The sequence below is a fragment of the Acinetobacter sp. GG2 genome (assembly GCF_000292385.1).
GTDB classification, from domain to species: domain Bacteria; phylum Pseudomonadota; class Gammaproteobacteria; order Pseudomonadales; family Moraxellaceae; genus Acinetobacter; species Acinetobacter seifertii.
Genome location: NZ_ALOW01000023.1, coordinates 1 through 26,957 on the forward strand (window position 1 = coordinate 1; position 26,957 = coordinate 26,957).

The window sequence follows — 26,957 nt, forward strand, 5'->3', positions numbered from 1 at the left end:
CGGGGGGGGGGTCTTTTTAAGATTTAAATTATTCAAGTTATAAAAAATATAAGAAGATAATTTTTAACTTCTCCTAAAACTAGGAAAAGGTTTTGTGTAAAAAAAGAGCAAAATCAAAAACTATTGTTTTTAGAACAAATCTATAGAAGTTAGAATAGTGCAGTACTTTAAAAAGCTAACGAAATAAAGATTATATAAACATCTTGTAATATCTCAAATTCCTAGGCAAAAATGATTAAATCAGGTCATATCAATATGAAATTAACTTTATTAAAAAAATCCCTTACTTCATTTCTTTTAGTCAGCATGTCAATGTTTAGTGCTAATAGCTTTGGCTACACTTCCAAAGATTTACAAGGTATATGGGCAATGCATCCGCTTAATAATGGAATTGCCAACTTAGTTGAGTTTTCGGGAAATACAGCTACTTTACATCCTGTGCAATGTGATTTTGAAACGGGTTTTTATACGGTAGATAGTATTGAAAAATCGAACTTTAAAATTAATAAGCAAAATCAAATTGAGTTGTATAATGAACAGGGGGAGTTCGAGCAAGCATTAAGAATTATAAGTATCACCGATAATCAACTAGTTTTAGAAGAAGCTGCTAGCGATACGATAATGCTGAAATTTCACTACAACAAAATTAACAAGCTAACCCCAAATTGTATTAAATATAAAAAATAATATTTTCAAAAGCTTAGCTTTAATATAGCTGAAATTAAATGTCATTTCAGCTATATAACCAACTTGAATCTAATTGGTAAAAAAGTATTTAAATTTTCATTTTATTAAGCTTGAATGAGTCAAAAAGAAGAAGCAATTAATAGATAAAAAACACAGCAGAAGTAGAATTTTAATATTTTTATAAGGTCTCACTTGCGTAAAGTTTTGTAATCTCGTTATAGTCTAGCTTCTAATATAGAGGGGTTAAACTGTGAAAAAAATAATAGGAATATTTTTATTTTCCTTGATATTAGTTGGTTGTGGTAAATCGGCAGAAGATATTGCAAAAGAAAAGCAGGCTCAAGAACAGGCACTTAAAATTAAACAAGAACAAGAGAGAAAATTAAAAGAACAAGCTGAACTTAAAAAAGTTGAGGATGCTGTTCGCTATTATCTTAAAGATGGTGATTCTGCGAAATTTAGAAATGTTATTAAAAATTGTGGTGAGGTAAATGCTAAAAACTCATGGGGTGCTTATGCAGGTTTCTCCAGATTTATAGTTAAATCAGATAAACAAGTAATCTTTGATGGACCTGATAATTACTACTTTGATAGTTTGGTAAAGTTATATTGCCATAAAGATTATTTGGCTAAGTTTCCAGTAGAAACAAGTGATGAGATAGCAATTGATGCGAATACAACAGAACAAATATCAGCGGTGGCTGCTGCTGATGCGGCAGCGGGAGAAACTTTAGAAAATGAAACAAGATCAGCTAGTAAACATCAGAATGAGGAAGTAGCGGTTGAGGAATTAGCTACTGAAGATACAACGTCAGATACTGGCAGTTCTGAAAATTATTAAGGTATTTAAATTTAAGAACCCGCATATGCGGGTTTCTATATCTAAAGAATATTGTGGCAAGTAATCTTGGTATTTTATACCTAAATTTTTGGACATTATTGAACAGCATGTGAAGACATACTCTGAAATTTGGGGAAATTTCAAAAGATGATTACTCCGCTGGGGAGCGGTTTAAGAAAAGGGTAATCATCGATTCTTAAATAATTTATAAGATTTGGTTAGATCAAATGAATGACTTGATAACGAGATGTGTAAATAATCTGGGGCAGTGGCATGAAGTTGCGCTGACAATAACTAAAGCGATAGTTGCAATAGGAGTGTTGTGCTTAGTTGCATACCTTTTAACAATTAGCTATATCCCTTCAGAAATTAGCTTTGGTGATACACTTATTTTTTTACTGATTTTTGCAGCATTTTCTATTGTCTATACTGCGTTCTGCATGATGCTATTTTTCTTTGGTATCTCTTTAATGCCAGTAACTTGGTTCATCTTAAGTGTGGTTGATAAGTATTTGCCATCTCATGTAAGAATTGGACAGAAACTTCCTTTTCCAAAGATTAGTATTATCACATTGGGAGTATCTATTTACCTTCTATATGTTATTCGTGTTTTATTTTTATTAGATTGGAAAATTAATGCCTATATGGGTATTACAGTAAGTCTAATTTCTTTATTTTATTATGCTTTTTACGTTAATCAGAAGAGAGTCAAAGAATATCGTTTAAAGTTTGAAAATTTAAGAGACATTATTGATGATCCTAAAGCAAGTGAAAATCTAAAAAATTTTGCAGAAACAAAGTTAAAGCAATTAGAAATATGGATTAAAAACTCTATACAATCAGCTCTATTTCTTATTCTTACTCCACTAATCTTCATGTTCTTGATTGGAGATGTTGGCAAAATTTTTTTACATTACACAATGCAAAAAACTGGTGTAAGAATAGAAAAAGCGAATTTATACATCAAAAAACCTTATGCTAATCTAATTGAATTACCAAAACTGACCACTAAAGAACTAAGCCAAGACCAAATTTTTATTTTTAGGGAAATGGAAGTTCCTTTTCAAGGAATCGGCAAAAACACTTTAGTCTCTTACAAAGTGAAAGATATTGAAAAGCAGATTGTGATTCCTAATGAATATATTACTGTAGAGCGTATTTATAAGACTGATAAGTAAAACTATATCTCAGTCATTATTAATCAGTTAGCTTTCCCCCAAGGCCCCCATGCCACAACAGAACTTTAATTTTTGCGCTGATTTAAAGTCATCCACCATTGTGACACAGAGATAAGGGAGCTAAGCCAAACGCTTAGCCCATGTCTTCTTTATCGCACCGCCGCATCACACTAAAAAAAGTAGGAGCAAAGTCCTGTGGGAGAGCAGGACTTTGCAAACTGACATGTTCTAGACGTTGCATAAGCTTATGCGAATACACTTGTTCAAGCCGTTGGTAAATACAGTCGCAACTGGCTTGGGTGTGCCCACCAGACAGGCAAATTTCTTCAAAATCCTGCTGAGTGTGAATGTCGCAACCAGAAACACCGTAATCGCCTATTAAAAGGCTTAAAGCCAAAATAGGTTTATAAAGTTTCATATTATTCTCGTGATAATTTTCACTAAGTTATTAATAAAAAATAAGCTGCATATATTTAAAGTATTAAAATCATTTAAAAAGGCAATAGTTAACCCGCCTGAAATACAGGAAAATAAAATGATTAAAATTTTAAAATAAAATTATTTATAAATTTAAAATATTTTAGGTGAGAGAAAGCCTAAATTTTAAATAAATAAAATTACGAGAGAGGATAGGGAATTAATATAAAAAAGGTCATGGTCAACTCCTTAAAATGTATGGAGTCCTACCACCAAAAATCACCGTCAATTGATTTGGGTGGTAGAACGAAAAGGGGTTAGCAGACTGGGATCCATGGAACCAGCACGCGCAAGCGCGTCCCCCTCTCGTCCTACCGCAAAGAAAAGGGACGCAAGGGTCTAACGACTTATAGAAGAACTATAACCCGCCGTGGATCTACGGTCTGCTAAAACCGACTGGCAATGTAGGCCAGCGAGACAATAATAATCATAAGTTTTTAAACGGTCAATTCAATTTAAATAAAATATTATAAAAATTTTAATTATTAAAAAATAATAATTGATTTAATTCATTTGTTTTTATTTTAGTGATTAAAATGGTTTGAATTATTATAAAAACTTAATAAATTATATATTGTTATATTTTGTTTTGTAATTTAAGATTAAGTGAAGATAGTTTTTAAAATTAAATTATTAAAATTATCTAAATATAATCTTAACAATAATTAAAATATGGGGAGATAGCTATGACTATTTCTAGTAACGGAAAACTATTAATTCGCGTACCTAATGAGCATTTCGAAGAAATCAAAAATGTTCAGTTTAGTTATTCAATTCTCACCGAAAATTTAAAGCAACCTACCGATGGTTTGACTGGTTTAACAGGGGTTACAGAACCTCTGTTTCCAGATGAAGCAAACAATACCATGCTTAAGGGTGCATTAGATTTTACGAAAAAAAGCACTTGGCTATTGCATTCACCTACACAAAGAATTGCAATTCATCCATGGGATAAAGCTCATCAAATATATCAACAATATCAAGATGCTAAGTTAGCGGGAGATTTGTCAGATCAGGTCTATATTGAGCCAGATTTAGAACATTTCATAAGTACTAAAGAAAATGATGATACTCAAAGAAAATCATTACCTGTAGATGGAAAATCGACAGAGAATTATCCGGTAGAACCATTAAATACTCACTATCCACCCACCATGTCTAATTTAAGTAGCTTAGATTGGTATATTAAAAGAGATAACTTTGATAAAGCTTGGGCAGCAGGTTATTTGGGGCAGGGAATACGGATTGCCCATGTTGACACAGGCTATTCAGATCAGCATCAAACAAAACCATTGAATCTATTACCAGAACAAGGCTGGAACTATTATGACAATAATGCCGATACGGTAGATCCGGGCAAGCATTTAAATGCAGGCCATGGAACCGCGACATTAGCAATATTGGCTGGTAATAAAATAACCTTGAATATTCAGAATAATCCATCTTTAACTTATAGTGGTTATATTGGTGGTGCGCCAGAAGCATCTGTTGTGCCTATTCGTATTGGTGGCGTAGGTGGTTCGGTTGCACATATCTATAGCTCTAATCTCGCTCAAGGTCTAAAGCATGCTTTGGGTACTTACAATACTGCAAACGGTCAATACTGCCCGCCATGTAATGTTGTCACTTTAAGTCATGGGGGGCTGCCAACAGCAAGTTGGGCCGATGTCACAAACCAATTATATGACCAAGGTATTGTTTTAGTCGCTGCATCGGGCGACAGCTATAATGCTGTAGTCATAGATATCGCAACACATTTTACGGTTTATCCTTCTGCTTTTTGGCGTGTGATTACGGCAACAGGAGTGACCTATGACAACAAACCATATATCACTAATGATGCTGGTGTCATGCAAGGCTCTTGGGGGCCTGATGCGGTCATGAAAAAAGCAGTTGCCGCCTCAACACCAAATGTCCCTTGGATGAAGTTGGGAAGTGCTACGGGTTGGGCTTTAGATGGGGGAGGTACATCGGCAAGTACGCCTCAAATTGCTGCCGCTTGCGCTCTTTGGCTCCAAAAAAATAAAGCTGCGCTTGCTGCACTAGAAGGATGGCAAAAAGTAGAAGCTTGTCGTTTTGCTTTGTTTGATAGTGTCGCAAATAAAAATCTTAATTTAAAACAAATAGGCTTGGGTACTTTAGATGTAAATGCCATGCTCGGTATGGATATTAATCAAATTGTTGCAAAAGTAACCGATCCAAAATTTGAAAAAATAGGGCCAGATAAAGTCTCTTTTCCGTTCTGGCGTTTACTGTTTGGCTTAGCTCCTCCACAATCGGGACGCGAGGAAATGTATGAGGTTGAAGCACACCAATTACTTTATCGCTCAAAGAATATCGCGCTACAAAAAGCGTATGAGCAATATAGTGAAGCCAAAGATTTAAATGAATTGAGTCCGCAGCTTGTCCAAGACTTGAGAGAGCAATTTTTACAAGAGCCAGACATGTCGATGGCTCTAAAAAGTTATTTAGAAGCTAATTTAAATACTTAAATGATTTGATGATAAATAACCAAACCAAAGCGTAAAAGTGTCAACATAACGGTGTTTAAAACGTTATGATTGGTACTTTTACGCTTCATTGAGAACATAATTTTCAAAAAAAACCGATATTTTTCGGATTTTATAAATCAATCTAGATGAGTATTGATGATCTAAGTCGTTAGCCAACTCTTAAAATGTATAGCGGTAATTAATAAATACACGGTGCTGGTCCCAATCTTTACGGGTCATACCATTTATTTTTTCACCTAGGTTTGCATTTTCAAACTTTGACTCATAATGCAAAAATGAATAACGCACATCTAAGTTTTTTACCCACGGCAAGGTATAACTCACCATAAAGTCAAAGTAACGCTCTTTACCTTCAATATCACTGCTGATGTTACTTTGGTGCGCGCCAAAGCCATAAATATATTTCGCTTCGGTTTTTAAACCTTTCACATAGTCTTTCCAGTTATATTTCAAGCGAAGGGCAACAGCGGTTTCATCGTTATTGGTAAAGTCAGGGCCAATGGTCGCAGAAGTCGGAAACGGGTTGGTGCCGTGGTCTTGCGTTAAAACCGAGTTGCGGGCGGAGTGCACAGCAAAGTTATCTTCAATCCAAAAACCATCAAACTTTGAAACGGCAATGCCACCTTCGAGGTTATTCTTGGCTACATTTACATCGACAAAATAACCATTGCCACGGTTGTTAATGTCTTGACCTTTGACACAGTCCAGCTCGGACTCGGCACCACATTTAAACAGCTTGCCATCGTCACGTGAGAAAAATGCGCCTGTATTGAATGTCCACACAAGGCCATGCAAGGGCAATTTATATTGAGCAATTGCCCCGTACTTTTTTAAATAATCTTTGCTATTTAAATATTCGGCATTCACGCTCCAGTTTTTGTATTGATACTTGGCACCAAGCAAACCGACATAATCAATTCGTTCGTCATTCTCAGTCACCAGTTTTTCAAAAGAGTCCATGCTGCGCGGTTTCCAGCGGTCATAGTAAGCCATGTAAGTCTTTAGCTGATCATTCAGTTGAAACTGACCACTCGCACCCGAAAAGGTATCGGGCACCGCGCGGTTATTGGTGCTTTTGAGTAAAAGCGAATCGTGCAACTGACGGCCTAATTTAATTTCGCCTTTATCGCCGAGTTTTGCTTTGATGTAGAGCTGCCCTAAAGTTGCAAAGTTTTGATCGAGCTTGCCGTTATTTTCGACCTCTAAAAGCTGAGCGCTAGGCTTGCCAGAGTCAAACAACTTGGTGACCGCATAGAGTGAGCCATCTACACCTAGCCAGTCCCACATGTACGGTGACTGATAATTTAACTCAAGCCCTAAAGCGCTTTGTTCATATTCACTCGACGAAGGCGAAGGATTAGCAAGCGTGGGGTGGGCAGTGCCTTCATCGTTCCAGTAACGGGTGTTGAGTTTTAATTCTAACTTGCCAAATTCTTGAGGAAGCTCTGCATAAGCATTGCTCACACTGCCTAAACCAATACAGCCCCATAGCAAATATTTATTCATTTTAAATTCCTTTTTTAAGCATGAATAAGCCCTTTGCCTAACGCTGTGGTTAGGCAAGCTTTTTATGAAATGGATGAATTAAGGAGAGAGTTTTTCGAGCACTTGGCCTTTGGTTTCAATGGCGAACAAGAAGGTCACTAGGCCACCAATCAGCGCCACAACGGCCAGCACACTAAACACATATTGAATGCCATAGCCACCAACCACGAGGCCGACCATAATCGGTCCAATTGCAGAGCCTGCACGTAACCAAGCGGTACTAAAACCAATACCCATCGCACGTAGGCGAGTAGGGTAAAGTTCGGCAGCGTAGAGGTATAAAGAGAATGAAATGGTCTGCAAAATGGCATAGCTAATCGTTGCGAAAATTACAACTTCCATCGCCGATTTTGCGCCTAAAACCGAGAGGCTCATGAGTGGAATGATTGCCAAGAAAAACGCTGCACTGTACCAAGGGCGGCGACCGACTTTATCAATCATTAACGCACAGATAATAGAGGCAATGACACCCACACCCGAAGTAATCCAGCCATAACCTAAACTGGTTTGCAGCGACAGGCCAAAGTGTTGTTTGTAAAGAGATGGGAGCCAAGTCACCATGGCATTGTTCACCATATACACGCAAAACCACATGCCCCATAGGGTAAAGGTACGTTTACGGTAAATGCCACGGAACAGCTCACGCCAGTCGGTTTTTGCCATGCCTTGTGGATTAATTTCTTTAACCACAGGTTCAGCCAAAGTTTTACCGCTTTTGATGGCACCATCTTCAAAGCTTTTGACGACTTGATCCGCTTCTTTAAAACGGCCTTTTGAAGCAAGCCAGCGTGGTGACTCAGGCAAGAAAAACCGTAAAGGAATCACCAGTAAAGATGGAATTAGGCCCACAATAAACATGACTTTCCAGCCGTAAATTGGCATGAGGAAAAATGCCGCCATGCCTGCAAACATAAGACCGAGTGGGAATAAAACTTCATAGAGCAAGAAAAACTTACCGCGCTTTTCTGCACCAATAAACTCATTAATATAGGCACTCGCAACAGGCACTTCGCCACCTGTTCCAACACCTTGTAAGAAACGGAAAATTAATAGCGACATTCCGCTCCAAGCAAACAGACAAGAAATGTCCATTGCTACAAACAGTAAAATGGTAAAAGACAGCACTTTTAAACGACCAACTTTTTCGGCAAGAGAACCAAAAAAGATCGCACCAACAAGTTGCCCGACATAGCCCGCGGCAATGATCGCACCGACATAGGCAGGCGTCAGGTGCCATTCGGTAATGAGTTGGGGTAAAGCAAAGGCAATTGCTAGAACAGTATACGCGTCAAAAAAGGTCGCGATACCGATGGTAATACGCATAAATTGCAATCGACCAGTGACGGGTAGCCGTTCAAGTCGTGCAATAATTTCCGCATTTTTTTGATGATGACTAATTTGTTCTACATCCGCTAGATTTGTCATCTTCTATCTCCTTATTACTACATTCCTCGTAGTTTTTTTGTTCTATTTCGCACTACCTGTTCACCACAGTTTGCATGCTTTTTATTATTGTTTTTAAGAGACATGCCCGATATTTGGCCTCAGGCAGCGTACAGGAAAAAAAGGCTAGCGTACATGCTAGCCCGAATAGAATTTAAGCAACGGCTTGGGTTAAATCGACCTTGCCAATTCCAGCTTGACGCATCGCATCATGAATTTCTTGCTCAGCACCATCTGCCAGTGGAAGCAGAGGCGAACGCACAGTGGCATGGTCCAAAATTCCGCGAGCAACCAATGCATGTTTAAGCGCGACAGTGCCTTCCATGTGTGAACCGCGGTGATAGACATTGCGAGTCACTGGTAATAATTGGTCGTGAATCGCACGAGCTTTGGCGTAATCTTTAGCTTTACCTGCTTTAATCATTTCAATTAACAGTTCAGGGGCAATGTTGCCATAGCCAACCAAAGCGCCGTCTACATCAAACATGGTGTGAAGCAAATATTCATCGTGGCAGGTCAACACCTGTAAGTCTGGGCGTTCACGGCGAATAATCGGAATTTCGACATCCCAGCGGCGCATGTTACGCACACCATTTTTCATGGCAAACACGCCTGGCTGTGCAGAAATATCCAGTAGAGTTTCTAGGTCGTAAGTGGCCTTCGTTGCATCTGGATATTGGAATAAAATAGATGGCAAACCACTTTCTTCATAAATCGCTTTATAGCGGTCTTGCGGTGCGCCTTTTTGATAGCCAAAACGCAACCAGCCGTGTGAAGGATAAATCAAACCTGCCGAAGCACCTGCGCTGACTGCACGTTTTGCTTCTTCTGCTGCAACCGAAGTACCTTCGAGCGTAATCCCTGCGATTATCGGAATTTTGTCATCTACCGATTTAACAAAGCTTTCGATGACCTGCATTTGTTCTTTTTGTGACAAGAATGTTCCTTCACCTGCATGCCCAAGAACAACCAAGCCTTTCACACCATCAATACTGCCTAACCATGAACCTAAACGTTGAATTGCATTATGGTCTACTTGTCCGTCACGGGTAAAAGGAGTCACAGGTGCTGGGGTTAATCCACGTAAATCTAAACTCATAATCGTACTTCCTATACAGTGTAATTAAATATTCTCTGGTTCTTAATCTGACTTAAATCGTGTTGTAGAGAACATGATTGGAGTATAGAAATAGGTGAGCTATGTAGGAATTACCAATTCTTGAATTTCAGTTATACTGAAAATGTATAGCTCAAAATATTGCCTATTTACGATTTAGGAAGAATCGATGAATTATGAATTATGAATTATGGAAAATATTTTTAGACGCGGTAGAACTCGGTAGCTTAAGCAAAGTCGCGATGCTGCATAACACCAACCAACCGCAAATCAGTCGGCAAATGAACGAGCTTGAAGCGCAATGTGGTGGTCGATTGTTTAACCGAACTGGACGTGGCGTCGAACTCACCGATTTAGGTCAGCATTTACTTCCTAAAATTCGTTCATGGCTAAACGTAACCGATCAACTCAATAATGAAATTTTGCACTCGACCGATACACCGATTGGTACGGTGCGCATTGCCAGTTTGCCGTCTACTGCACATCCGTTGTTATCGACGCTCTATAAAGTGCTTCAACAAAAATATCCCTTAATTAAACTGTCGGTGCGTGAAGGGCAAGGGGTGCATTTGGAAAAATGGCTTGAAGATGGCAGCGTCGATTTAGCCATACTTTATCGCTTTAACCCGACACCTAAACAAGGCGATGTTTACCTTACCGAAGCCGATACTTATTTAGTCGGCTGCGAAGGTGATGAGTTAACTCAGGCCAATGAAGTCGACTTTAAAGAAGTAAGTCAGTTACCACTGGTCACGTTTTGCAGGCCAAGTAACTGGCGCAATTTTTTAGACCACATGGCTTATGAAAATGGGGTAGAGCTGAATATTGTTTTTGAAGCCGACTCGATTAGTTTACAAACCCATTTGGTTTCCGAATCTCGCATGTATACCATGCTGGGGCCGCAAGCTTTAAAAAAGGCCAGCCAATACACCTCAATTCAAGCCGCAAAAATTATTAACCCAGCACTCAAGCGCTATATTTCTTTGTCTATTTCTAAGCACGGCTATTTAACGCCTGCGTGTAAGGCAGTGATGGAAGAAATTAGGAATTTGGCTGATTTGCTTTAATCAAACCGTAACTTTATGACTGATACTGTTGCATGGTACGCATCATAATTGTTGCTATTTTGAAGACAGTGTTGCGACATTAAACAGTCTATGTTTTTACATGCTTTTTTGTTTTTATAAATGCTTTAGCTTTGATTTGTTTTTAAATATTTAAAACATCTTTGTAGTGAATTTAATGACTTTAAAATAACAGGATGCTGTTTATGCCAGAGACCTCAATTCAACAAGAGACACAAAGTACATGGGCACTATGTCGAGATCCTGTTTTACTGACTATGGTGGGTGGAGCAATTGATACCATTGGTTTTATTGCGTTATTTGGTTTTTTTATCGCGCATGTCACGGGTAACTTGGTACTTGCAGGAGCAGCCTTGGTGAAGGGCGGCACAGGTGTCTGGATTAAACTTGCTGCTATTCCATTGTTTATTTTGACGGTGGTGATCACCAAACTGTTAATTGACCGTAGTCAGGCCAAACACAAAACGCTGTCTTATTTATTTTTGTTTGAAGCTATTTTTCTATGTGCCTTTATGGTTGCTGGGCTTTACTTTGAGCCATTTAAAAATGCCGATGCGATTACCGTTGCTATCACAGGTGGACTCGGTTTAATTGCTTTAGCTATTCGTAATACTTCAAGTAAAACCCTCATTAAAAATATTAGCCCAAGTACCATGATGACAGGCAACACTACCCAGCTTGGGATTGATATTGCCAACTTGCTAAAAAACAATAATGAGGCCAATCGAGCCAGTCTGCTTAAAAGTGCCAGTATTGTCATTGGCTTTGTGATTGGTGCTTTTATGGGGGCTGTGCTTTATGTCTATTTTGACTTTTGGAGTGTAGCGCCGTTTATTTTACCTATCCTTTATTTTTCTTATTTGGCTTCACAGCAGAAGTTTAAACAAGCTTAAACAGAGCTGTTGAAAGAGCCTGAATTTAAAAAATTCAGGCTTTTATTTTTTCAATAACGCACCATTGAAGTTGAGCTGAAATTGTTCGTTCACAGCTTTACAGGCATAATGACGAATGGGGAAATACATTCGATAAAGGAATGCACAATGACAAAGTCTGGCCATTATTTAGTGCTTGCAATAATGGGACTGCTCAGCGGTTGTCAGGTCATTCATTTAAAAGAAAGTAACTTAAGTAGCGCTTTAAAAAGTAAAAATGAAAGTATTTTGACTGACAATACTTTAAGTCATCAAACCCAAAACTTACTGTATTTGGTCAAAGAAAATGAAAAGTCTTGTCTGCAAAATTTTGATGATTGTTTAAAGAAAATTCAGGGGCTGTCTGAAAATAGTAGCCGAGAAGAGCGTTATGCTGCGCTCAGTGAAATTTACTTGGCAAAAGCTTTAGATGTTGGGCGTAGCAGTCAGTGTAATGTTGGCACTAAAAATAATAGCTGTGTCGAGCAAGAGTTAACACTGTTTGATAAAAGCTTGCGTTATAGCTATGTCTATTTGTTTGACTCTGAAGAGTCACCGTTCGATCGAGTGTTTGACCATCGCCAAAATCAGGTGCGTATTTTTTATAACGTGGCTTTGTCAAAGCTTATGACCACGTATTTTAATCATTTAAATACGCTTCATTTTCCACCTTTACTAAAAGCAGATGGGCATGAGTACCAAGTCAACTTTGATCATGCCGCAGATGTACAAAAAATTGAAGTCGATACTTTTCGCTCTAGCTATAACATGAACTTTTCAGGGTTTAATACCGTCAACCGTAAGGATGGTTTAGGCGCCGAATTTATCGTGGGGCGTAAGGAGCATGATGTAAATCATGGTTTCATTTTAGACCCCGACGCTTTTTACGCTCACCAGAGCAATCCGAATATACATTTACCACGCTTCTTTCCAGTAACTGCTATTGCCTACCCAAAACAAAAGGCCACAGCCGATCAAGTCATTGCTGGAGCAGATTTAGAAATTTCCATGTTCGACCCTTATCGGCAGGACCGTGTAAAAGTTGAAGGTGTGGATTATCCACTTACTGCAAACTATTCGGCGCCTTATGGGCTGTGGCTGTCGAAATATAATTTAGGGGCAGCGGGTTATTGGTCTTTAATTAATAAAGAAACCAATTTGATTATGCCGCATTTATATATGCTGGAGCCTTTTAACCCGAATAAAAAAATCATTGTGTTTATTCATGGCTTAGCAAGTAGTCCAGAGGCTTGGGTGAGCCTAACCAATGACATTATGGGAGATGCCGAATTAAGACAAAACTACCAAGTTTGGCAGGTGTTTTATTCAACCAATATGCCGATTTTTGAAAGTCGTTTTCAGATTTATTCATTGCTGAATCAGGCTTTTCAAAATGTTGCCAAAGACAGCTATGCTGCACATGATGCAGTGTTGGTTGGGCATAGTATGGGCGGAGTGATTAGCCGCCTATTGGTAAGCGATGCTGATGTTTCAGAGCAAGCCATGCAAAAAATGAATGAAGCACAGCTAAATCGGTTAAAGGAAAATCCTGTTATTCGAGAGCGTTTTCAGTTCAAGACTTTGCCTTATTTTAAGCGGGTAGTTTTTGTTTCGGCGCCGCATCATGGTACTGACTACGCTGATCGATGGTTTACTCAAATTGCCCGCCGTGTTATCCGTTTGCCTGCTGACTTTTTTATTGCGGTTGAAATGCGAGATGAGAAAAACACAAAACTCAAAAAAGGTTTAATTGAAAATGGAGCGAGTAATTTAAGTCGCTCTTCTAGCTTTATGCAACTTACGCAAGCCATTCAGCCATCGTCCAACGTGGTCTATCACTCGATTATGGGCAATATAAATGGCACCACAGATAAGTCAAAAATGAGTGATGGGATTGTGCCGTATCAAAGTTCACATTTAGGTGGGGAGCAGTCCGAGCTGATTATTAAAGGTGGACATTCAATTCAAACTAGCCCTGAGGCAATTTTAGAATTACGTCGTATTTTAAGGTTACATTTAAAGCAGTCGCAGCTTTCAAAATAGAATTTTTTTAGAAAACCACTGCTGACGGGCTCAACAGTGGTTGAAATGATTAATTAAGCTGATTTTGTTTGAGCGATTTTTTATGCTCAAAGTAGCTGATTGAAAAAATAACCAAGCCAACCAAATACAATACGCCAGACAACAGCAGCAAGTCTAAGCCTGCTGCATAGAGCAACCAAAGTGCATAGATTGAAGCGACACTTGCAATCGCAATATGCGGCGTGCGTTTATGGCGAATCGATTCTTTAAGATAAAAAGCCGACACCAGGAAATAAGGCAGCAAAATCATCACCGATGAAATCAATAAAAGCTGAGTGTAGTTTTTATTGAAAAAATACACGGCAATCAGGGAGCCTTGTACCACAATAGTAGTGAGCCAAAGTGATGAAATCGGTACATTGTTCTGATTATTCTTTAAAAATAATTTAGGGAATGCACCATTTTTTGCGGCTAAAAATGGAATTTCGGTCGCAAATAACGTCCAGCTTAAATAAGAAGATGAAACTGAAATAATCAGGCCGATGGTAATAATGATGGTACCCGGTAAGCCGATCAATTGCTGCAAAATGGTCGCCATTGATGGGTTATGCATGCCTGCAAGGGCTTCACGACTTGCCACACCATAAGCCAGTACTGTCACCATGACGTAAAAACTTAACGCCAGTAACACACCTAAAATGGTCGCTTTACCAATGTCATTACGGTTCTTTGCACGCGATGATAAAACCACAGCACCTTCAATACCCGTAAATACCCAAAGGGTAATCAGCATCAGGTCTTTGACTTGCTGCCAAAGAGGAACTTTTAAAGAGAAGTCATTTAAGTTGAGTTTGAATAAATCAAACTTAAAGGCAATGAAAGTAAAGAAGATGAAAACCACCATTGGAATAATTTTGGCAATGGTAGCCAGCAAATTTACAACAGCGGCTTCTTTAATGCCTCGGCTCACTAACCAATGCACCAGCCATACAAAAATGCTTGAGCCAATCAGAGAGTAGAGCGTGTTACCTTCACCAAAAATAATATGGTCTTTGCTGTCGGTAAACATGCCAACGCCTGAAAAGGCAATGACCACATAGCCGACAATACCAATGGTGGTACATAACCAATAACCCCACGCCGAGCAAAAACCGATGAGATCTCCAAATCCTTCCCGTGCATAGTTATAAATACCGCCGTCTAGATCTGGTCGTTGACGGGTTAAATGCAACAATGACAGGGCTAAGAAAATAATGCCGACCCCAGTAATGAGCCATGCAACAAGAAGGGCAGATCCGTTGGCAACTTGAGCCATATTTTGGGGAAGGCTAAATACACCAGACCCCACCATAGAGCTAAATACCAGCGCTGTAAGAGACAACAATCCGATTTTGGCAGCAGACATGGTATTTATTCTTTAAAAAATTGAGAAAGTTCAGCAATGTGTTCTGGTCCAATACCACAGCAACCGCCAACCAGACTTGCACCTGCTTGTTGCCACTGTTTAGCAAAACCAAGATAAGCTGGAGCATCTAAGTCTTTACGAATTTCATCTAAGCCATCATTGGCTGTAGCGCTGTCATCTTGCGGTGGGAAAGCGTTGGCATAGGCGCCAATTTGTACAGACTCTGGAATGAGTCCTTTAATTTCATTAATCGCCTGCAAGATCACTTCAGGTTGGCAGCAGTTAAACAACACTGCTTTGGCATTGGATTGTTTGATGAAATCAGCCACTTGTTGCATGTTTTCGCCTGAACGAAGTAACGCTTGCTCTTGTTTAATTTCATCTTGCAGCGTAAATGACACCCAATAGTCCTTACCATCTTGTGGTAATAACGCGTGTACTGTTTCAACTTCTTTTAAGCAAGACTGAGTTTCAGCGAGCCAAAAGTCTACTTCTGGTGCCAATGTGTTAATGATAGGCTCAGCTAGGTTTTTAGCCTGTTCTGGTTGGAACAAGTCGGCGCGGTAAGAACCAAATAACGGTGGTAAGCAGCCTGCAATTTTGACATTTTTGCCGCTTTCTTTAACTGCATTTTTCGCTTGTTCGATGGCAACTTTAATTAAACGCACGCCGTCAGTTTCAAAGCGTTCTTGCCCAATGTGAAATGGCACAACAGCGTAGTTATTAGTCGTAATGACTTCTGCACCAGCATTAATAAAGTCTAGGTGAACTTCTTTTACTGTTTCAGGTGCTTCAATAAGTGCAAGCGCAGACCACTCTGGTTGACGAAATGGAGCGCCACGACGGGCCAATTCACGGCCTAAACCGCCATCTAAAATTTTCATAGAATTACAACATAAAGGGAGAAAAATAATTCAGGTAATCTAACGCGTAGGTGAATTCTATTCAATCACTAATATGCTCGATATATTTCAAAAAAAATGAGATGGTTATGAAAATTTTTTCTTAAAAGGAATTCTGTAAATGCTGTTCAGTTTTACTGATGAACTTCACGTGAAAATGAGCGTGTATTGGTTTGGAAACATAGAATGAAAACGATCTTACAAAGCGCCATATTGTTGCCAGCTTTCACCTGTATGCTGTGTTTTATAATAGGCTTGAAGTTGTTTAAGCTGTGAAAAATGTATACCTGACCACACCAATAAACTGATCACTATTAAAACCTTAAATACATTACGAAGTTTATTTAGGCGGGAAAAAGCCAGTAGAACAAAAAATAGTGCAGGTAAAAATATAAAGAACTGGAGAGGTGAAAAAAATAAATGAGTACTACTGAAATATAACGCGGCTGCAATTAGCAGCACATTTAAAACTGAACAGATTTTCTGGTACTTGCCGAGCTTAAATGCATAGGCAGTGATAATAAATAATACGGCTGAGCTGACATAAATTGCTGTACCACCAATCATCCATATATAAAACCCGCTTAACAAAAGATAAGCCAGTAGCAAAACAAGTACGAGCTTAAAACAAAATGATAAGAGGCGAGGTGATGCGTTTAAAGGCGTCATAGCGAATCTATATCTCAACTAAGGTCTTAAAAAACAAAAGGACGAATCGAAATTCATCCTTTTGATATTTTACTTATACATCGTCAAACTTAGTTTGCTTTTGCAACAGGGGCAGCAGCAGATTCATCGTTTGCAGCTTTGAATGGAGATGTATAGTTCAAGCCAAGCGTAGAACTTGTGTACTGACGAACTTTGTCGAGTAACACAGGGTCTTTGCTCAAGTCTTGTTTATAAGAAACCACGATTTCATGAAGCTTCTGGTTCCACTTACCTTCAGTTTGCTGAGGGAAAGCTTTTTCAAGCAAGTTAAGCATGATGTATGGAGAAGTCGAAGCACCCGGAGACGCACCTAACAACGCAGTTACAGCGCCATCTTTAGAAGCAAAGATTTCTGTACCGAATTGAAGTGTTGCAGGTTTACCCGGTTCTTTCTTGATGATCTGAACACGTTGACCACCTTGGCTTAAACGCCAGTCTTCAGCTTTCGCATCTGGGTAGTATTTACGAAGTTCATTTAGACGATCTTGGTCTGACATCATCACTTGGCTCACCAAGTATTTAACAAGATCAAGGTTTTCCAATCCAACAGTCGTCATTGGTAAAATGTTGTTTTTGTTGGTTGATGCAAGCAAATCAAGCTGTGAACCATTTTTCAGGAACTTGTTTGAATACGTTGCAAATGGTCCAAACAATACATATTTTTTACCGTCGATATAACGTGTATCAATATGTGGTACAGACATTGGAGGCGCACCAAGTTCAGCACGACCATATACTTTTGCGGTATGTTGAGCAGTAATTGCTGGGTTATCAGTAATTAAGAACTCACCGCCTACAGGGAAGCCAGCATATTGTTTCGCTTCTGGTAAACCAGTAAGTTGCAATAATTTAACCGCTGCACCACCTGCACCGATAAATACAAAACGTGTTTTAACGTGATCTGTTTTACCAGTTTTCAAATCTTTGAAAGTTACAGTCCAAGTTTTGTCATCATTTTGGCTGATGCCAGAAACTTCAGTTGAAGTCTGTAATTTGAAATTTGGGTTTTGGCTTAAGTGTTTTACTAACTGATTCGTGATTGAACCGTAGTTAACGTCTGAACCAACTTCCATACGCGTCGCTGCAACTTTTTGAGTTGGGTCACGATCGTTCATCACTAAAGGTGCCCATTGCTTAATTACAGCTGGATCTTCAGTAAATTTCATACCTTTGAACAACGGGCTTTGAATCATGGCAGCATAACGTTTTTCTAAGAACTGAACGTTATCGCCCCAAACGAAAGCAATGTGCGGAACAGGGTTAATGAATGATTTTGGTTCAGCTAAAACGCCTTGTTTTACCTGATATGACCAGAACTGTTTTGCTACTTCAAACTGAGAAGCAACTTTTTCAGCTTTGGCAATTTCCATCTTACCGTTTTTCTCTTCGGTATAGTTCATTTCCATAAAGCCAGAGTGGCCTGTTCCGGCATTGTTAAAGCCGTTTGAACTTTCTTGAGCAACTTGATCAAGACGCTCATACATACGAATTTGCCAATTTGGTTCAAGCTCAGTGAAGTAAGTACCGAGAGTGGCACTCATGATGCCGCCGCCAACAAGAACGGCATCAACAACTGGCTCATCTTTTGCAGTTTGCACTTGTTTTGACGCAATCGGTCTAAACAAGAAAACAATACCTGCAATTAAAATAATAATGATTAATACCAGAAGGTATTTCAAAAACTTTTTCATGCAAGGGGAACCTTAAAATAAGTTATTTGAGTCACTTAAGGTGTGAGGAAACCTAGACAGCGTATCCAGACAAAACGGATATAAATGCGAAAGTAAAATTCTCCAAAACAGAGAACTTTAAAAAAAGAAAAATTACTTGGGATTATCGCAAACACTCTATATTTTAGACTAATTTTGCATTGACAAGACAATTTTTATAATAAATGGGTTCTATCAAAATCATAAATATGATTTATATTTAATCAAATTAAGCTTTTATAAGATTATTTTTTGCTGATATTTTTATATAAGCATTTGAAAATTATTAATTTAGATAATTGTGGTTAAAATTAAATCATTTGATGGTAATTTGCATATAAAAATAGATTAATTTTTATTTCATGCCATATTTGTGTAAATGTTTAGCTTATAGCCGCTTATTTTTTGTCATACATAGTTCTTATTAATGTTTATGCAGTACCTATTAAATTAAGGGCATATTTCTGTATAAGAAATATGCCCTTAACGGTTTTATGACGCGACATAGAACGGTGCAGTTGAACGTGGTAATGCTTCACGTCCACGAATTTGGTCTGCAATTTTCTCGGCAATCATAATGGTGGTGGCGTTTAAGTTACCAGTAATAATGAGCGGCATAATTGAGGCATCAACTACACGTAAACCATTCATACCGTGTACGCGGCCTTGACCATCTACAACAGCCATCTCGTCTTCGCCCATCTTACAGCTACAAGACGGGTGGTAAGCCGTTTCTGCATGGTTACGAACAAAGTCGTCAAGCTCTGCATCACTTTGCAAATGTTTACCCGGACTAATTTCTTCACCACGATATGGATCAAGCGCAGGTTGCTGCATGATTTCACGTGTAATACGAATTGCATCGCGGAACTCACGCCAGTCTTGTTCAGTCGACATGTAGTTAAACAAAATACTTGGATGTTCAAACGGATCTTTCGATTTAAGTTTGATACGACCACGTGAAGGCGAACGCATTGAGCCTACGTGTGCTTGGAAACCATGTTCTTTTACGGCATTACTACCGTTGTAGTTAATCGCAACTGGCAAGAAATGGTACTGAATGTTTGGCCACTTGAACTCATCGGAACTACGGATAAATCCACCCGCTTCAAACTGGTTACTTGCGCCAATACCTGTACCGTTAAATAACCACTCGGCACCAATGGCAGGTTGGTTATACCATTTTAAAGCAGGGTATAAAGAAACAGGTTGCTTACATTTATACTGTAAGTACATTTCCAAATGGTCTTGCAGGTTTTCACCTACACCCGGCAAATCATGAACCACATCAATGTCCATTGATTTTAAGAAGGTACTTTGACCTACGCCTGAGCGCTGTAAAATTTGTGGTGATGCAATTGCACCTGCACATAGTAAGACTTCGCGTTTAACCAAGGCACGTTGCAAGTTGTTTTGATCAGCACCAATAATGTATTCAACACCAATCGCTTGTTTTTGATTAAACAAGATTTTATTGGTTGTGGCGTGGGTCAAAATAGTCAGGTTTGGACGACCTTTTGCCATATCTAAATAACCACGTGCAGTACTTGAGCGACGGCCTTTTGGGGTAACCGTGCGGTCCATTGGACCAAAGCCTTCTTGCTGGTAACCATTTAAGTCATCAGTACGTGGGTAACCTGCTTGTACACCTGCTTCAACCATGGCATGGAACAGCACATTGTTGCCATTTTTAGGTGTAGCAACGGATACAGGGCCATTGCCGCCATGATAGTCATTTTCACCAATGTCACGGGTTTCGGCTTTTTTGTAGTAAGGCAAACAATCGGCATAAGTCCAGTTTTCAAGACCTTTATGAGTTGCCCATTGTTCTAAATCCATTGCGTTACCGCGGATATAGCACATGCCGTTAATTAAAGATGAGCCACCTAAACCTTTACCACGACCACATTCCATACGGCGGTTATTCATGTGTGGTTCAGGGTCGGTTAAATAAGCCCAGTTATAGCGACGACCTTGAAGAGGGTAGGCCAAAGCTGCCGGCATTTGTGTACGGAAATCTAAGCGATAATCTGGTCCGCCCGCTTCTAAGAGTAAAACGGTGGTATCTTTGTCTTCAGTCAGACGCGCAGCAAGTACATTTCCGGCAGATCCTGCGCCAATAATAATGTAATCATATTCTTTAATATTCATAACTATCCTTTTTACTAACAGTTTGCCTGAGCAATCTATAAAGACTGCTCGGCATATGTGATTTAGGTTGAAGGTTTTAGTGCGATTGAGGCATTAAAAAATACTTTGATAATCGCCAAGTTCAACTTGAATAGATTTGATACGGGTATAGTGCCCAAGTGTAGTCAAGCCATTTTCTCGGCCCACGCCAGATTGTTTGTAGCCACCCACTGGCATCTCGGCAGGCGATTCGCCCCACGTGTTAATCCAGCAAATACCGGCTTCAATTTGGTGAATAATGCGATGAGCGCGGCTAATATCTTGCGTAACAACGCCAGCAGCTAAACCAAAGGTCGTGTCGTTAGCACGGCGGATGACTTCTTCTTCGGTTTCATAGCTTAAAATGCTCATGACAGGTCCAAAAATTTCTTCTAGAACAATGGCCATCTGGTCGGTGCAGTCACTAAATACTGTCGGTAGTACATAAGCGCCTTTGGCAAGCTCGCCTTCGGTCGCACGGCCGCCACCAATTAACACCTTAGCGCCTTGTTGTTTGCCTGACTCAATGAAAGACAACACTTTTTCCATATGAGGGAAGCTAGTGAGCGGACCAAAGTTCGTGTCTTCAGCCATTGGGTCACCTATGCGAATACGTTTTACACGCTCTACAACCGCTTTTTCAAAGTCGGCTAAACGTGATTTTGGAACAAATACGCGCGTACCGTTGGTACATACTTGACCTGAGCTAAAGAAGTTCGCCATAACCGCGATATCTGCGGCACGGTTCAGATCGGCATCTTCACAAATAATGAGTGGTGACTTCCCACCAAGCTCCATGGTCACTTCTTTCAGTGTAGAGCCAGCAGCGCTTGCCATGACTTTTTTGCCGGTTTCCACACCACCCGTGAATGAGATTTTTTCAATCACAGGATGTTCAGTGAGCCATTGACCAATTTCACGACCTGCACCTTGCACCACGTTAAATACACCGTCTGGTAAGCCAGCTTCTGTATAGATTTCTGCAAGTTTAAATGCAGTAAGTGGGGTTGTTTCACTTGGCTTGAAAATCATGGCATTACCCGCAGCAAGAGCAGGGGCAGATTTCCATAAAGCGATTTGAATTGGATAGTTCCAGGCACCAATACCGGCAACCACGCCTAAAGGTTCACGGCGTGTATAAAAGAAACTTGATTCGCGAAGCGGAACTTGTTCACCCTGAATGGCTGTTGCAAGTCCTGCGTAATATTCGAGTACATCGGCACCAGTCACAATATCGACGGTAGATGTTTCGCTATAGGCTTTACCTGTGTCGAGTGTTTCAAGACGGGCAAGCTCATCATTACGTTCACGGAGAATGTCGACAGCACGACGTAAAATACGTGAACGCTCCATGGCAGTCATGGCAGCCCAGATTTTTTGTCCTTGTTGGGCACTTTTTACAGCAGCTTCAATGTCTTGTTCAGATGCCTGTTGAAGAGTCGCGATTGTCTCGCCGTTGGCAGGGTTAATACTATTAAATGTTTTACCACTGGTTGCTTCAACGTAGCGTCCATGGATATACAGTTGATAAGCTTGTACATCACTCATTTTGTCTCTCCTGCAAAGGCTTGTTCGCAAATTGCAATTGCGTTTTTACATAATCGTAAGCAATAGAACGGGCCAGTTCGCTGTCAAATTCGTTATGACGGCTTAAACTGCCGCGTAGCCATAATCCATCAATCAATGCTGCCAACCCTCTTGCGGCAACACTGGCCTGTTGTTCATCTATTAACTTGAGGAAATAAAACTTCAAGTTGGAGTACAGGCGTTGATCATTAATCTTTTGCAAACGGCTCAGGTCTGGTACATGCATACTTGCAGACCAAAAGTCTAACCAGACCCGCATTGCTTTTTCATTTACCTGACTAATGTCAAAGTTAGAGTCAATAATTGCCTTAATTTGGCTTTCCGGATGCGAATCTGCTTCTGCTCTGTATTGTTCGGTTTTCCGACGCAAAACATTTAGCATTTCTTGCATACAAGTATTTATTAACCCTTGTTTGTCGCCAAAATAGTGGCTAACAATGCCGGTCGACAGCTCGGCTTTTTTTGCAATTTGTGCAATGGTGGTATTGGATAACCCCACTTCATAAATTACGTCGAGTGCAGCGTTCATAATCTCTTCACGGCGCACATGCTCTGGTTTTACTCTGCGTTTTGTCATGATTTTCCACATCAGCACTTTTATGGGTGCTTTAAATTCAGCATGTTAACTTGCAGAGCATCATAGCACTTTTTTTATCATACTTGTTATTGATTGAACGTTCAATCAATAACAAGTATGATGTGTAAAAATCAATGAATTTTTGAATCTGACTTCGGAGAAGAAGAGATAGAATCGAAAGTTCTTAGGGATATGATGATGCGCATAAGTCCAGTACTTATCACGTTATTTTAGAAAAATACACCGATTGCAAGGAGCAATAAGATGGTGTTGAAAAGTGATAAATATTCTTCAGACCATATTCGGTTAAATCGTTTTGTATTTTTGAGTTCGGCAGTCAGTATCGGTATTTTTGGCCTGTTATTTGTACTGTTTCCGCAAAAAAGTCAGTTTTGGCTGACCTATGTACAAGAGCAAGTAAACCACTTTTTCGGGTGGTATTACATGTTGGTGATTGTGCTGTGTTTAGGCTTTGTGGCGTGGCTTGCCTTTTCAAAAGTAGGGCAGATTCCTTTAGGAAAAGACCACGACAAACCTGAGTTTGGCTATTTGGCTTGGACCTCAATGCTGTTTTCGGCAGGTATTGGTATCGCACTACTTTATTATGGCGTTGCTGAACCTGTTGACCATTTTCTAAGACCACCAGAAGGTGAGGCAGGTACTATTCAAGCTGCTCGAAATGCCATGACCTATAGCTTTTTGCACTGGGGTATTCATGGTTGGGTGCTTTATGCGTTGCTCGGCGTGACATTAGGTTACTTTGCTTTTAGACAAAATTTACCACTCGCGCTACGCTCGGCGCTCTATCCAATTTTCGGAGAACGAGTTCATGGCTTAGTGGGTGATTTTGTCGATGGCTTTGGTATTTTAGCAACCGTCATTTCGCTCGTGACTAATTTAGGTATAGGAGCTTTAGTATTAGTTTCAGGCATTTGTTATTTAATTCCTGAAATACCGCATAGCTCTGCAACCTTAATTACAGCTGTTCTCGTCATGATGAGTGTTGCGACCATTACAACAGTGGTCGGCATTGAAAAAGGCTTGGCATGGTTATCGCGTATTAATTTGCGTTTGCTCTATGCTTTACTTTTATTTGTATTTTTAACAGGGCCAACTAACCATTTGTTAAATGGCCTTGTGCAAAATGTCGGTGATTATCTCAACAATTTTATGGGTAAAAGTTTTGATATGTATTTATACAATCAAAAAGCCAGTGGTTGGTTGGGTTCATGGACTGTGTTTTATTGGGCATGGTGGATTGCTTGGGCACCTTTTGTAGGAATGTTTATTGCCCGAATTTCCAAAGGTCGAACCATTCGTGAAGTGGTGTTGGGTGTATGTCTGATTCCACTCGGCTTTACACTGGCTTGGATTTCAGTTTTTGGAAACACTGCGATTTACTTAATTCTCAATCAAAAACATAAAGTTTTAGGAGATATGGTTTTAAGTGATCCAGCATTGTCATTATTTAAATTACTCGAATATCTCCCGTTTAATCCGTACATTGCGGGGATTGTTGTTGTAATTTGTTTCGTTTTATTTTTGACCCCTGTTGGCTCTGGTACACTAATGATCGCCAATTTGTCCTCGAAAGGGGGCACCAGTGATAGTGATTCACCGATCTGGTTACGCATCTTTTGGTCTGTGGTCATCACCATTGTCAGTATCGGTTTACTCTTAGCCGGTAGTTTCAACTCCATGCAAAGTGCAGTGGTGTTATGTGGTTTACCATTTTCTGTAATTATTTTGCTTTATATGTTTGGTTTAGCCAAAGCCTTAAAGCAAGATGAGTTTGACCCGAATGTTGCGAAAAAGCAGTTAGCTATTTCAAAAGACATTTCTACTCCATCGAATTGTGACCAGAACAAAGTAACCGAGGTTTCATAATCTTGGTTCATCACATTTATTTATATTTTTTTGCGTTCAAAGCAGTCTTTTCATTATGGTTAAATAGTGAAAAGACTAAATTGAATATTTTATTTTCTTCTATTCCTTGAGGATTGTATGGCAACAGATAATCCAAGAGCAGTTGATGATTTAACATTATCTAAATCTAAAAAAGACCCGCTTAATCGTGTGGTTTTTTATATTTCAGCTCTAATTATTTTAATCTTTTCTCTCGTTACTTTTTTGTTTAACGATTTTGCAAATCGAACAATTAACACCGTACTTGCGTGGGTAACGTCAACTTTCGGCTGGTATTACTTACTGGCTGCAACACTGTATATGGTGTTTGTTATTTTCATTGCCTGTTCCAGATATGGTGAAATTAAACTTGGCCCTAAACACTCAAAGCCTGAGTTTAGTCTACTGAGTTGGTCTGCCATGCTGTTTTCGGCAGGTATTGGTATCGATTTAATGTTCTTCTCGGTGGCCGAGCCATTATCTCATTATATGCAGCCGCCTGTTGGCGTAGGCCAGACCTATGAAGCTGCACGCCAAAGTATGGTGTGGACGCTATTTCACTATGGTTTGACCGGATGGTGTATGTATGCCTTGATTGGTATGGCACTTGGCTATTTCAGTTATCGCTATAACTTACCGCTGACCATTCGTTCTGCGCTTTACCCAATTTTCGGGAACAGAATTAATGGGGCAATTGGCCATAGTGTGGATACTGCCGCAGTCATCGGGACAATTTTTGGTATTGCGACCACCTGCGGGATTGGCGTGGTACAGCTGAACTATGGTTTACATGTTTTATTAGGACTGCCAGAGAATATCTGGATGCAGTTTGCGCTGATTGCCATTGCAGTCGGTATTAGTATTATTTCAGTGACATCTGGGGTGAATAAAGGCCTTCGGATTTTGTCTGAAATCAATATTTATGTATCAATTGGTCTTTTGCTGTTTATTTTGTTCTTAGGTAATACCGAGTTTTTACTCAATGCTTTGGTACAAAATATTGGCGACTATTTAACTCGATTCCCGACCTTAGCACTTCAAAGTTTTGCTTTTGAGCAACCTAAAGATTGGATGAGCAGTTGGACCTTGTTCTTCTGGGCATGGTGGATTGCTTGGTCTCCATTTGTAGGACTCTTTTTGGCACGTATCTCAAGAGGGCGTACTATTCGTGAGTTCGTGTGCGGGACTTTAATTATTCCTTTGTTATTTACCTTAACGTGGTTATCCATTTTTGGTAATAGCGCCTTACACAGCGTGATTTTTGAAGGCAACCAGACTTTGGCTGCAACGGTACTATCAAATCCTGCACATGGTTTCTATGACCTGTTAGCGCAGTATCCGGGTTTTACTTTTATTGCTTCAATCGCGACGGTGACTGGTCTTTTATTCTATGTGACTTCTGCCGATTCGGGTGCATTGGTTTTAGGTAATTTCACGACCAAGCTCACCCATATTGATAATGATGCACCACGTTGGTTAAGCGTGTTCTGGGCAATTGCCATTGGCTTATTAACGCTTGCAATGTTGATGACCAATGGGATTACCGCTTTGCAAAATGCCACCATTATTATGGGACTACCGTTTAGTTTCGTAATGTTCCTTGTGATGGCAGGGCTTTATAAGTCACTCAGACTTGAGGACTACAGGCATGCTAGTCGAAGTATGAATGCAGCACCCGTGGTAGGTAACGTCGACATCCTTAACTGGAAAAAGCGGTTGACCCGAGTGATGCACCATCCGGGAACAACTGAAACCAGACGTATGCTCGACACAGTTTGTCAGCCTGCTGTTCAAGCTGTTGCCGATGAGCTTATTAAGCAAGGCGTGAATGTAGATGTACAGCAGACACCACTTGAAGATGAAGAGGCGTTATATCACCTCGATATCACTATTCATTTGGAAGAAGAGCAAAACTTTGTTTATCAGATTTGGCCTGTCCGTTATAGCGCGCCTAACTTTAGTCAGCGTGTAAAACGAGGCAAACAGTTCTATTACCGTCTCGAAACCTATCTTTATGAAGGTTCTCAAGACAACGACCTTGTTGGTTACAGTAAAGAACAGGTCATTAATGACATTTTAGATAAATATGAAAGACATATGACTTTCTTACATATTAATCGTATTAGCCCAGGGAACCGTCCATTGTTCCCAGATCCGCAAGCTTAAGAGGAAAATG

At 39.8% G+C, this 26,957-nt stretch carries 20 protein-coding genes; 9 read left to right on the top strand and 11 right to left on the bottom strand.

What is annotated here, in order from left to right; genetic code table 11:
- Nucleotides 1-255: 255 nt before the first annotated feature.
- From B554_RS0103005 to B554_RS0103015, 3 genes are all read left to right on the top strand, one after another.
- On the top strand, nucleotides 256-687 hold the full coding sequence (locus B554_RS0103005) for a hypothetical protein (RefSeq protein ID WP_227501322.1): 432 nt from the start codon (nucleotides 256-258) through the stop codon (nucleotides 685-687).
- Between the two features lie 250 nt (nucleotides 688-937).
- Entirely contained in the window at nucleotides 938-1,528 is a 591-nt protein-coding gene (locus B554_RS0103010) for a hypothetical protein (RefSeq protein ID WP_025465065.1), read from the top strand.
- Between the two features lie 227 nt (nucleotides 1,529-1,755).
- Nucleotides 1,756-2,706, top strand: a complete 951-nt coding sequence (locus tag B554_RS0103015; RefSeq protein ID WP_019456927.1) for a hypothetical protein — start codon at nucleotides 1,756-1,758, stop codon at nucleotides 2,704-2,706.
- A 133-nt stretch (nucleotides 2,707-2,839) separates the two neighbouring features.
- Here the strand turns inward: B554_RS0103015 and B554_RS0103020 are convergent, their stop codons facing one another.
- The gene (locus tag B554_RS0103020; RefSeq protein ID WP_004794079.1) at nucleotides 2,840-3,124 is read right to left on the bottom strand and encodes a hypothetical protein; all 285 of its coding nucleotides are present in this window, start codon (nucleotides 3,122-3,124) and stop codon (nucleotides 2,840-2,842) included.
- Between the two features lie 745 nt (nucleotides 3,125-3,869).
- Between B554_RS0103020 and B554_RS0103025 the strand changes: the two genes are divergently transcribed.
- Nucleotides 3,870-5,675, top strand: coding sequence for a S8 family peptidase (locus B554_RS0103025; RefSeq protein ID WP_019456928.1), 1,806 nt, complete (start codon nucleotides 3,870-3,872; stop codon nucleotides 5,673-5,675).
- Nucleotides 5,676-5,855: 180 nt separating this feature from the next.
- Here B554_RS0103025 and B554_RS0103035 read toward each other — a convergent pair whose 3' ends face one another.
- The 3 genes from B554_RS0103035 to B554_RS0103045 all read right to left on the bottom strand — a co-directional run bounded on the left by B554_RS0103035 (nucleotide 5,856) and on the right by B554_RS0103045 (nucleotide 9,783).
- Complete coding sequence (locus B554_RS0103035; RefSeq protein WP_019456930.1) at nucleotides 5,856-7,202, bottom strand: OprD family outer membrane porin; 1,347 nt, start codon at nucleotides 7,200-7,202, stop codon at nucleotides 5,856-5,858.
- A 78-nt stretch (nucleotides 7,203-7,280) separates the two neighbouring features.
- Nucleotides 7,281-8,666, bottom strand: coding sequence for an MFS transporter (locus B554_RS0103040; protein ID WP_019456931.1), 1,386 nt, complete (start codon nucleotides 8,664-8,666; stop codon nucleotides 7,281-7,283).
- Between the two features lie 172 nt (nucleotides 8,667-8,838).
- Nucleotides 8,839-9,783 carry a dihydrodipicolinate synthase family protein gene (locus tag B554_RS0103045; RefSeq protein WP_019456932.1) on the bottom strand — a complete coding sequence of 315 codons (945 nt, stop codon included), beginning with the start codon at nucleotides 9,781-9,783 and terminating at the stop codon, nucleotides 8,839-8,841.
- Nucleotides 9,784-9,977: 194 nt separating this feature from the next.
- Between B554_RS0103045 and B554_RS0103050 the strand changes: the two genes are divergently transcribed.
- The 3 genes from B554_RS0103050 (at nucleotide 9,978) to B554_RS0103060 (ending at nucleotide 13,840) form a co-directional block, all read left to right on the top strand.
- Nucleotides 9,978-10,868, top strand: a complete 891-nt coding sequence (locus B554_RS0103050) for a LysR family transcriptional regulator (protein WP_019456933.1) — start codon at nucleotides 9,978-9,980, stop codon at nucleotides 10,866-10,868.
- Between the two features lie 203 nt (nucleotides 10,869-11,071).
- On the top strand, nucleotides 11,072-11,779 hold the full coding sequence (locus B554_RS0103055; RefSeq protein ID WP_019456934.1) for a YoaK family protein: 708 nt from the start codon (nucleotides 11,072-11,074) through the stop codon (nucleotides 11,777-11,779).
- 147 nt (nucleotides 11,780-11,926) lie between these two features.
- The gene (locus B554_RS0103060) at nucleotides 11,927-13,840 is read left to right on the top strand and encodes a lipase family alpha/beta hydrolase (RefSeq protein ID WP_019456935.1); all 1,914 of its coding nucleotides are present in this window, start codon (nucleotides 11,927-11,929) and stop codon (nucleotides 13,838-13,840) included.
- A gap of 49 nt (nucleotides 13,841-13,889) precedes the next feature.
- Here B554_RS0103060 and B554_RS0103065 read toward each other — a convergent pair whose 3' ends face one another.
- The 7 genes from B554_RS0103065 to betI form a co-directional block, all read right to left on the bottom strand.
- On the bottom strand, nucleotides 13,890-15,224 hold the full coding sequence (locus B554_RS0103065) for a basic amino acid/polyamine antiporter (protein ID WP_019456936.1): 1,335 nt from the start codon (nucleotides 15,222-15,224) through the stop codon (nucleotides 13,890-13,892).
- 5 nt (nucleotides 15,225-15,229) lie between these two features.
- On the bottom strand, nucleotides 15,230-16,108 hold the full coding sequence (locus tag B554_RS0103070) for a homocysteine S-methyltransferase family protein (RefSeq protein ID WP_004703215.1): 879 nt from the start codon (nucleotides 16,106-16,108) through the stop codon (nucleotides 15,230-15,232).
- A 216-nt stretch (nucleotides 16,109-16,324) separates the two neighbouring features.
- The gene (locus tag B554_RS0103075; protein WP_019456937.1) at nucleotides 16,325-16,795 is read right to left on the bottom strand and encodes a hypothetical protein; all 471 of its coding nucleotides are present in this window, start codon (nucleotides 16,793-16,795) and stop codon (nucleotides 16,325-16,327) included.
- Nucleotides 16,796-16,884: 89 nt separating this feature from the next.
- Entirely contained in the window at nucleotides 16,885-18,525 is a 1,641-nt protein-coding gene (gene mqo / locus B554_RS0103080; RefSeq protein ID WP_019456938.1) for a malate dehydrogenase (quinone), read from the bottom strand.
- A gap of 510 nt (nucleotides 18,526-19,035) precedes the next feature.
- Nucleotides 19,036-20,694: a choline dehydrogenase gene (gene betA / locus B554_RS0103085; RefSeq protein ID WP_019456939.1), complete on the bottom strand. Its 1,659-nt coding sequence runs from the start codon at nucleotides 20,692-20,694 to the stop codon at nucleotides 19,036-19,038.
- Nucleotides 20,695-20,787: 93 nt separating this feature from the next.
- Nucleotides 20,788-22,260, bottom strand: a complete 1,473-nt coding sequence (gene betB, locus B554_RS0103090; protein WP_019456940.1) for a betaine-aldehyde dehydrogenase — start codon at nucleotides 22,258-22,260, stop codon at nucleotides 20,788-20,790.
- The gene (gene betI, locus B554_RS0103095; RefSeq protein WP_004703204.1) at nucleotides 22,253-22,876 is read right to left on the bottom strand and encodes a transcriptional regulator BetI; all 624 of its coding nucleotides are present in this window, start codon (nucleotides 22,874-22,876) and stop codon (nucleotides 22,253-22,255) included. The genes betB and betI overlap by 8 nt, the downstream gene beginning before the upstream one ends.
- 264 nt (nucleotides 22,877-23,140) lie before the next feature.
- On the opposite strand from betI, the gene B554_RS0103100 reads away from it, so the two are divergent.
- Complete coding sequence (locus B554_RS0103100; protein ID WP_019456941.1) at nucleotides 23,141-24,763, top strand: BCCT family transporter; 1,623 nt, start codon at nucleotides 23,141-23,143, stop codon at nucleotides 24,761-24,763.
- 117 nt (nucleotides 24,764-24,880) lie between these two features.
- Entirely contained in the window at nucleotides 24,881-26,947 is a 2,067-nt protein-coding gene (locus B554_RS0103105; RefSeq protein WP_004703202.1) for a choline transporter, read from the top strand.
- Nucleotides 26,948-26,957: the final 10 nt, after the last annotated feature.

Bases quoted from the DNA above. Each gene is read 5' to 3' on its own strand.
- betA (WP_019456939.1), bottom strand. From the start codon at position 20,694: ATGAATATTAAAGAATATGATTACATTATTATTGGCGCAGGATCTGCC.
- B554_RS0103075 (WP_019456937.1), bottom strand. From the start codon at position 16,795: ATGACGCCTTTAAACGCATCACCTCGCCTCTTATCATTTTGTTTTAAG.
- B554_RS0103040 (WP_019456931.1), bottom strand. From the start codon at position 8,666: ATGACAAATCTAGCGGATGTAGAACAAATTAGTCATCATCAAAAAAAT.
- B554_RS0103005 (WP_227501322.1), top strand. From the start codon at position 256: ATGAAATTAACTTTATTAAAAAAATCCCTTACTTCATTTCTTTTAGTC.
- betI (WP_004703204.1), bottom strand. From the start codon at position 22,876: ATGACAAAACGCAGAGTAAAACCAGAGCATGTGCGCCGTGAAGAGATT.
- B554_RS0103025 (WP_019456928.1), top strand. From the start codon at position 3,870: ATGACTATTTCTAGTAACGGAAAACTATTAATTCGCGTACCTAATGAG.
- B554_RS0103015 (WP_019456927.1), top strand. From the start codon at position 1,756: ATGAATGACTTGATAACGAGATGTGTAAATAATCTGGGGCAGTGGCAT.
- B554_RS0103045 (WP_019456932.1), bottom strand. From the start codon at position 9,783: ATGAGTTTAGATTTACGTGGATTAACCCCAGCACCTGTGACTCCTTTT.
- B554_RS0103055 (WP_019456934.1), top strand. From the start codon at position 11,072: ATGCCAGAGACCTCAATTCAACAAGAGACACAAAGTACATGGGCACTA.
- B554_RS0103060 (WP_019456935.1), top strand. From the start codon at position 11,927: ATGACAAAGTCTGGCCATTATTTAGTGCTTGCAATAATGGGACTGCTC.
- B554_RS0103020 (WP_004794079.1), bottom strand. From the start codon at position 3,124: ATGAAACTTTATAAACCTATTTTGGCTTTAAGCCTTTTAATAGGCGAT.
- B554_RS0103100 (WP_019456941.1), top strand. From the start codon at position 23,141: ATGGTGTTGAAAAGTGATAAATATTCTTCAGACCATATTCGGTTAAAT.
- betB (WP_019456940.1), bottom strand. From the start codon at position 22,260: ATGAGTGATGTACAAGCTTATCAACTGTATATCCATGGACGCTACGTT.
- B554_RS0103105 (WP_004703202.1), top strand. From the start codon at position 24,881: ATGGCAACAGATAATCCAAGAGCAGTTGATGATTTAACATTATCTAAA.
- mqo (WP_019456938.1), bottom strand. From the start codon at position 18,525: ATGAAAAAGTTTTTGAAATACCTTCTGGTATTAATCATTATTATTTTA.
- B554_RS0103070 (WP_004703215.1), bottom strand. From the start codon at position 16,108: ATGAAAATTTTAGATGGCGGTTTAGGCCGTGAATTGGCCCGTCGTGGC.
- B554_RS0103035 (WP_019456930.1), bottom strand. From the start codon at position 7,202: ATGAATAAATATTTGCTATGGGGCTGTATTGGTTTAGGCAGTGTGAGC.
- B554_RS0103065 (WP_019456936.1), bottom strand. From the start codon at position 15,224: ATGTCTGCTGCCAAAATCGGATTGTTGTCTCTTACAGCGCTGGTATTT.
- B554_RS0103050 (WP_019456933.1), top strand. From the start codon at position 9,978: ATGAATTATGAATTATGGAAAATATTTTTAGACGCGGTAGAACTCGGT.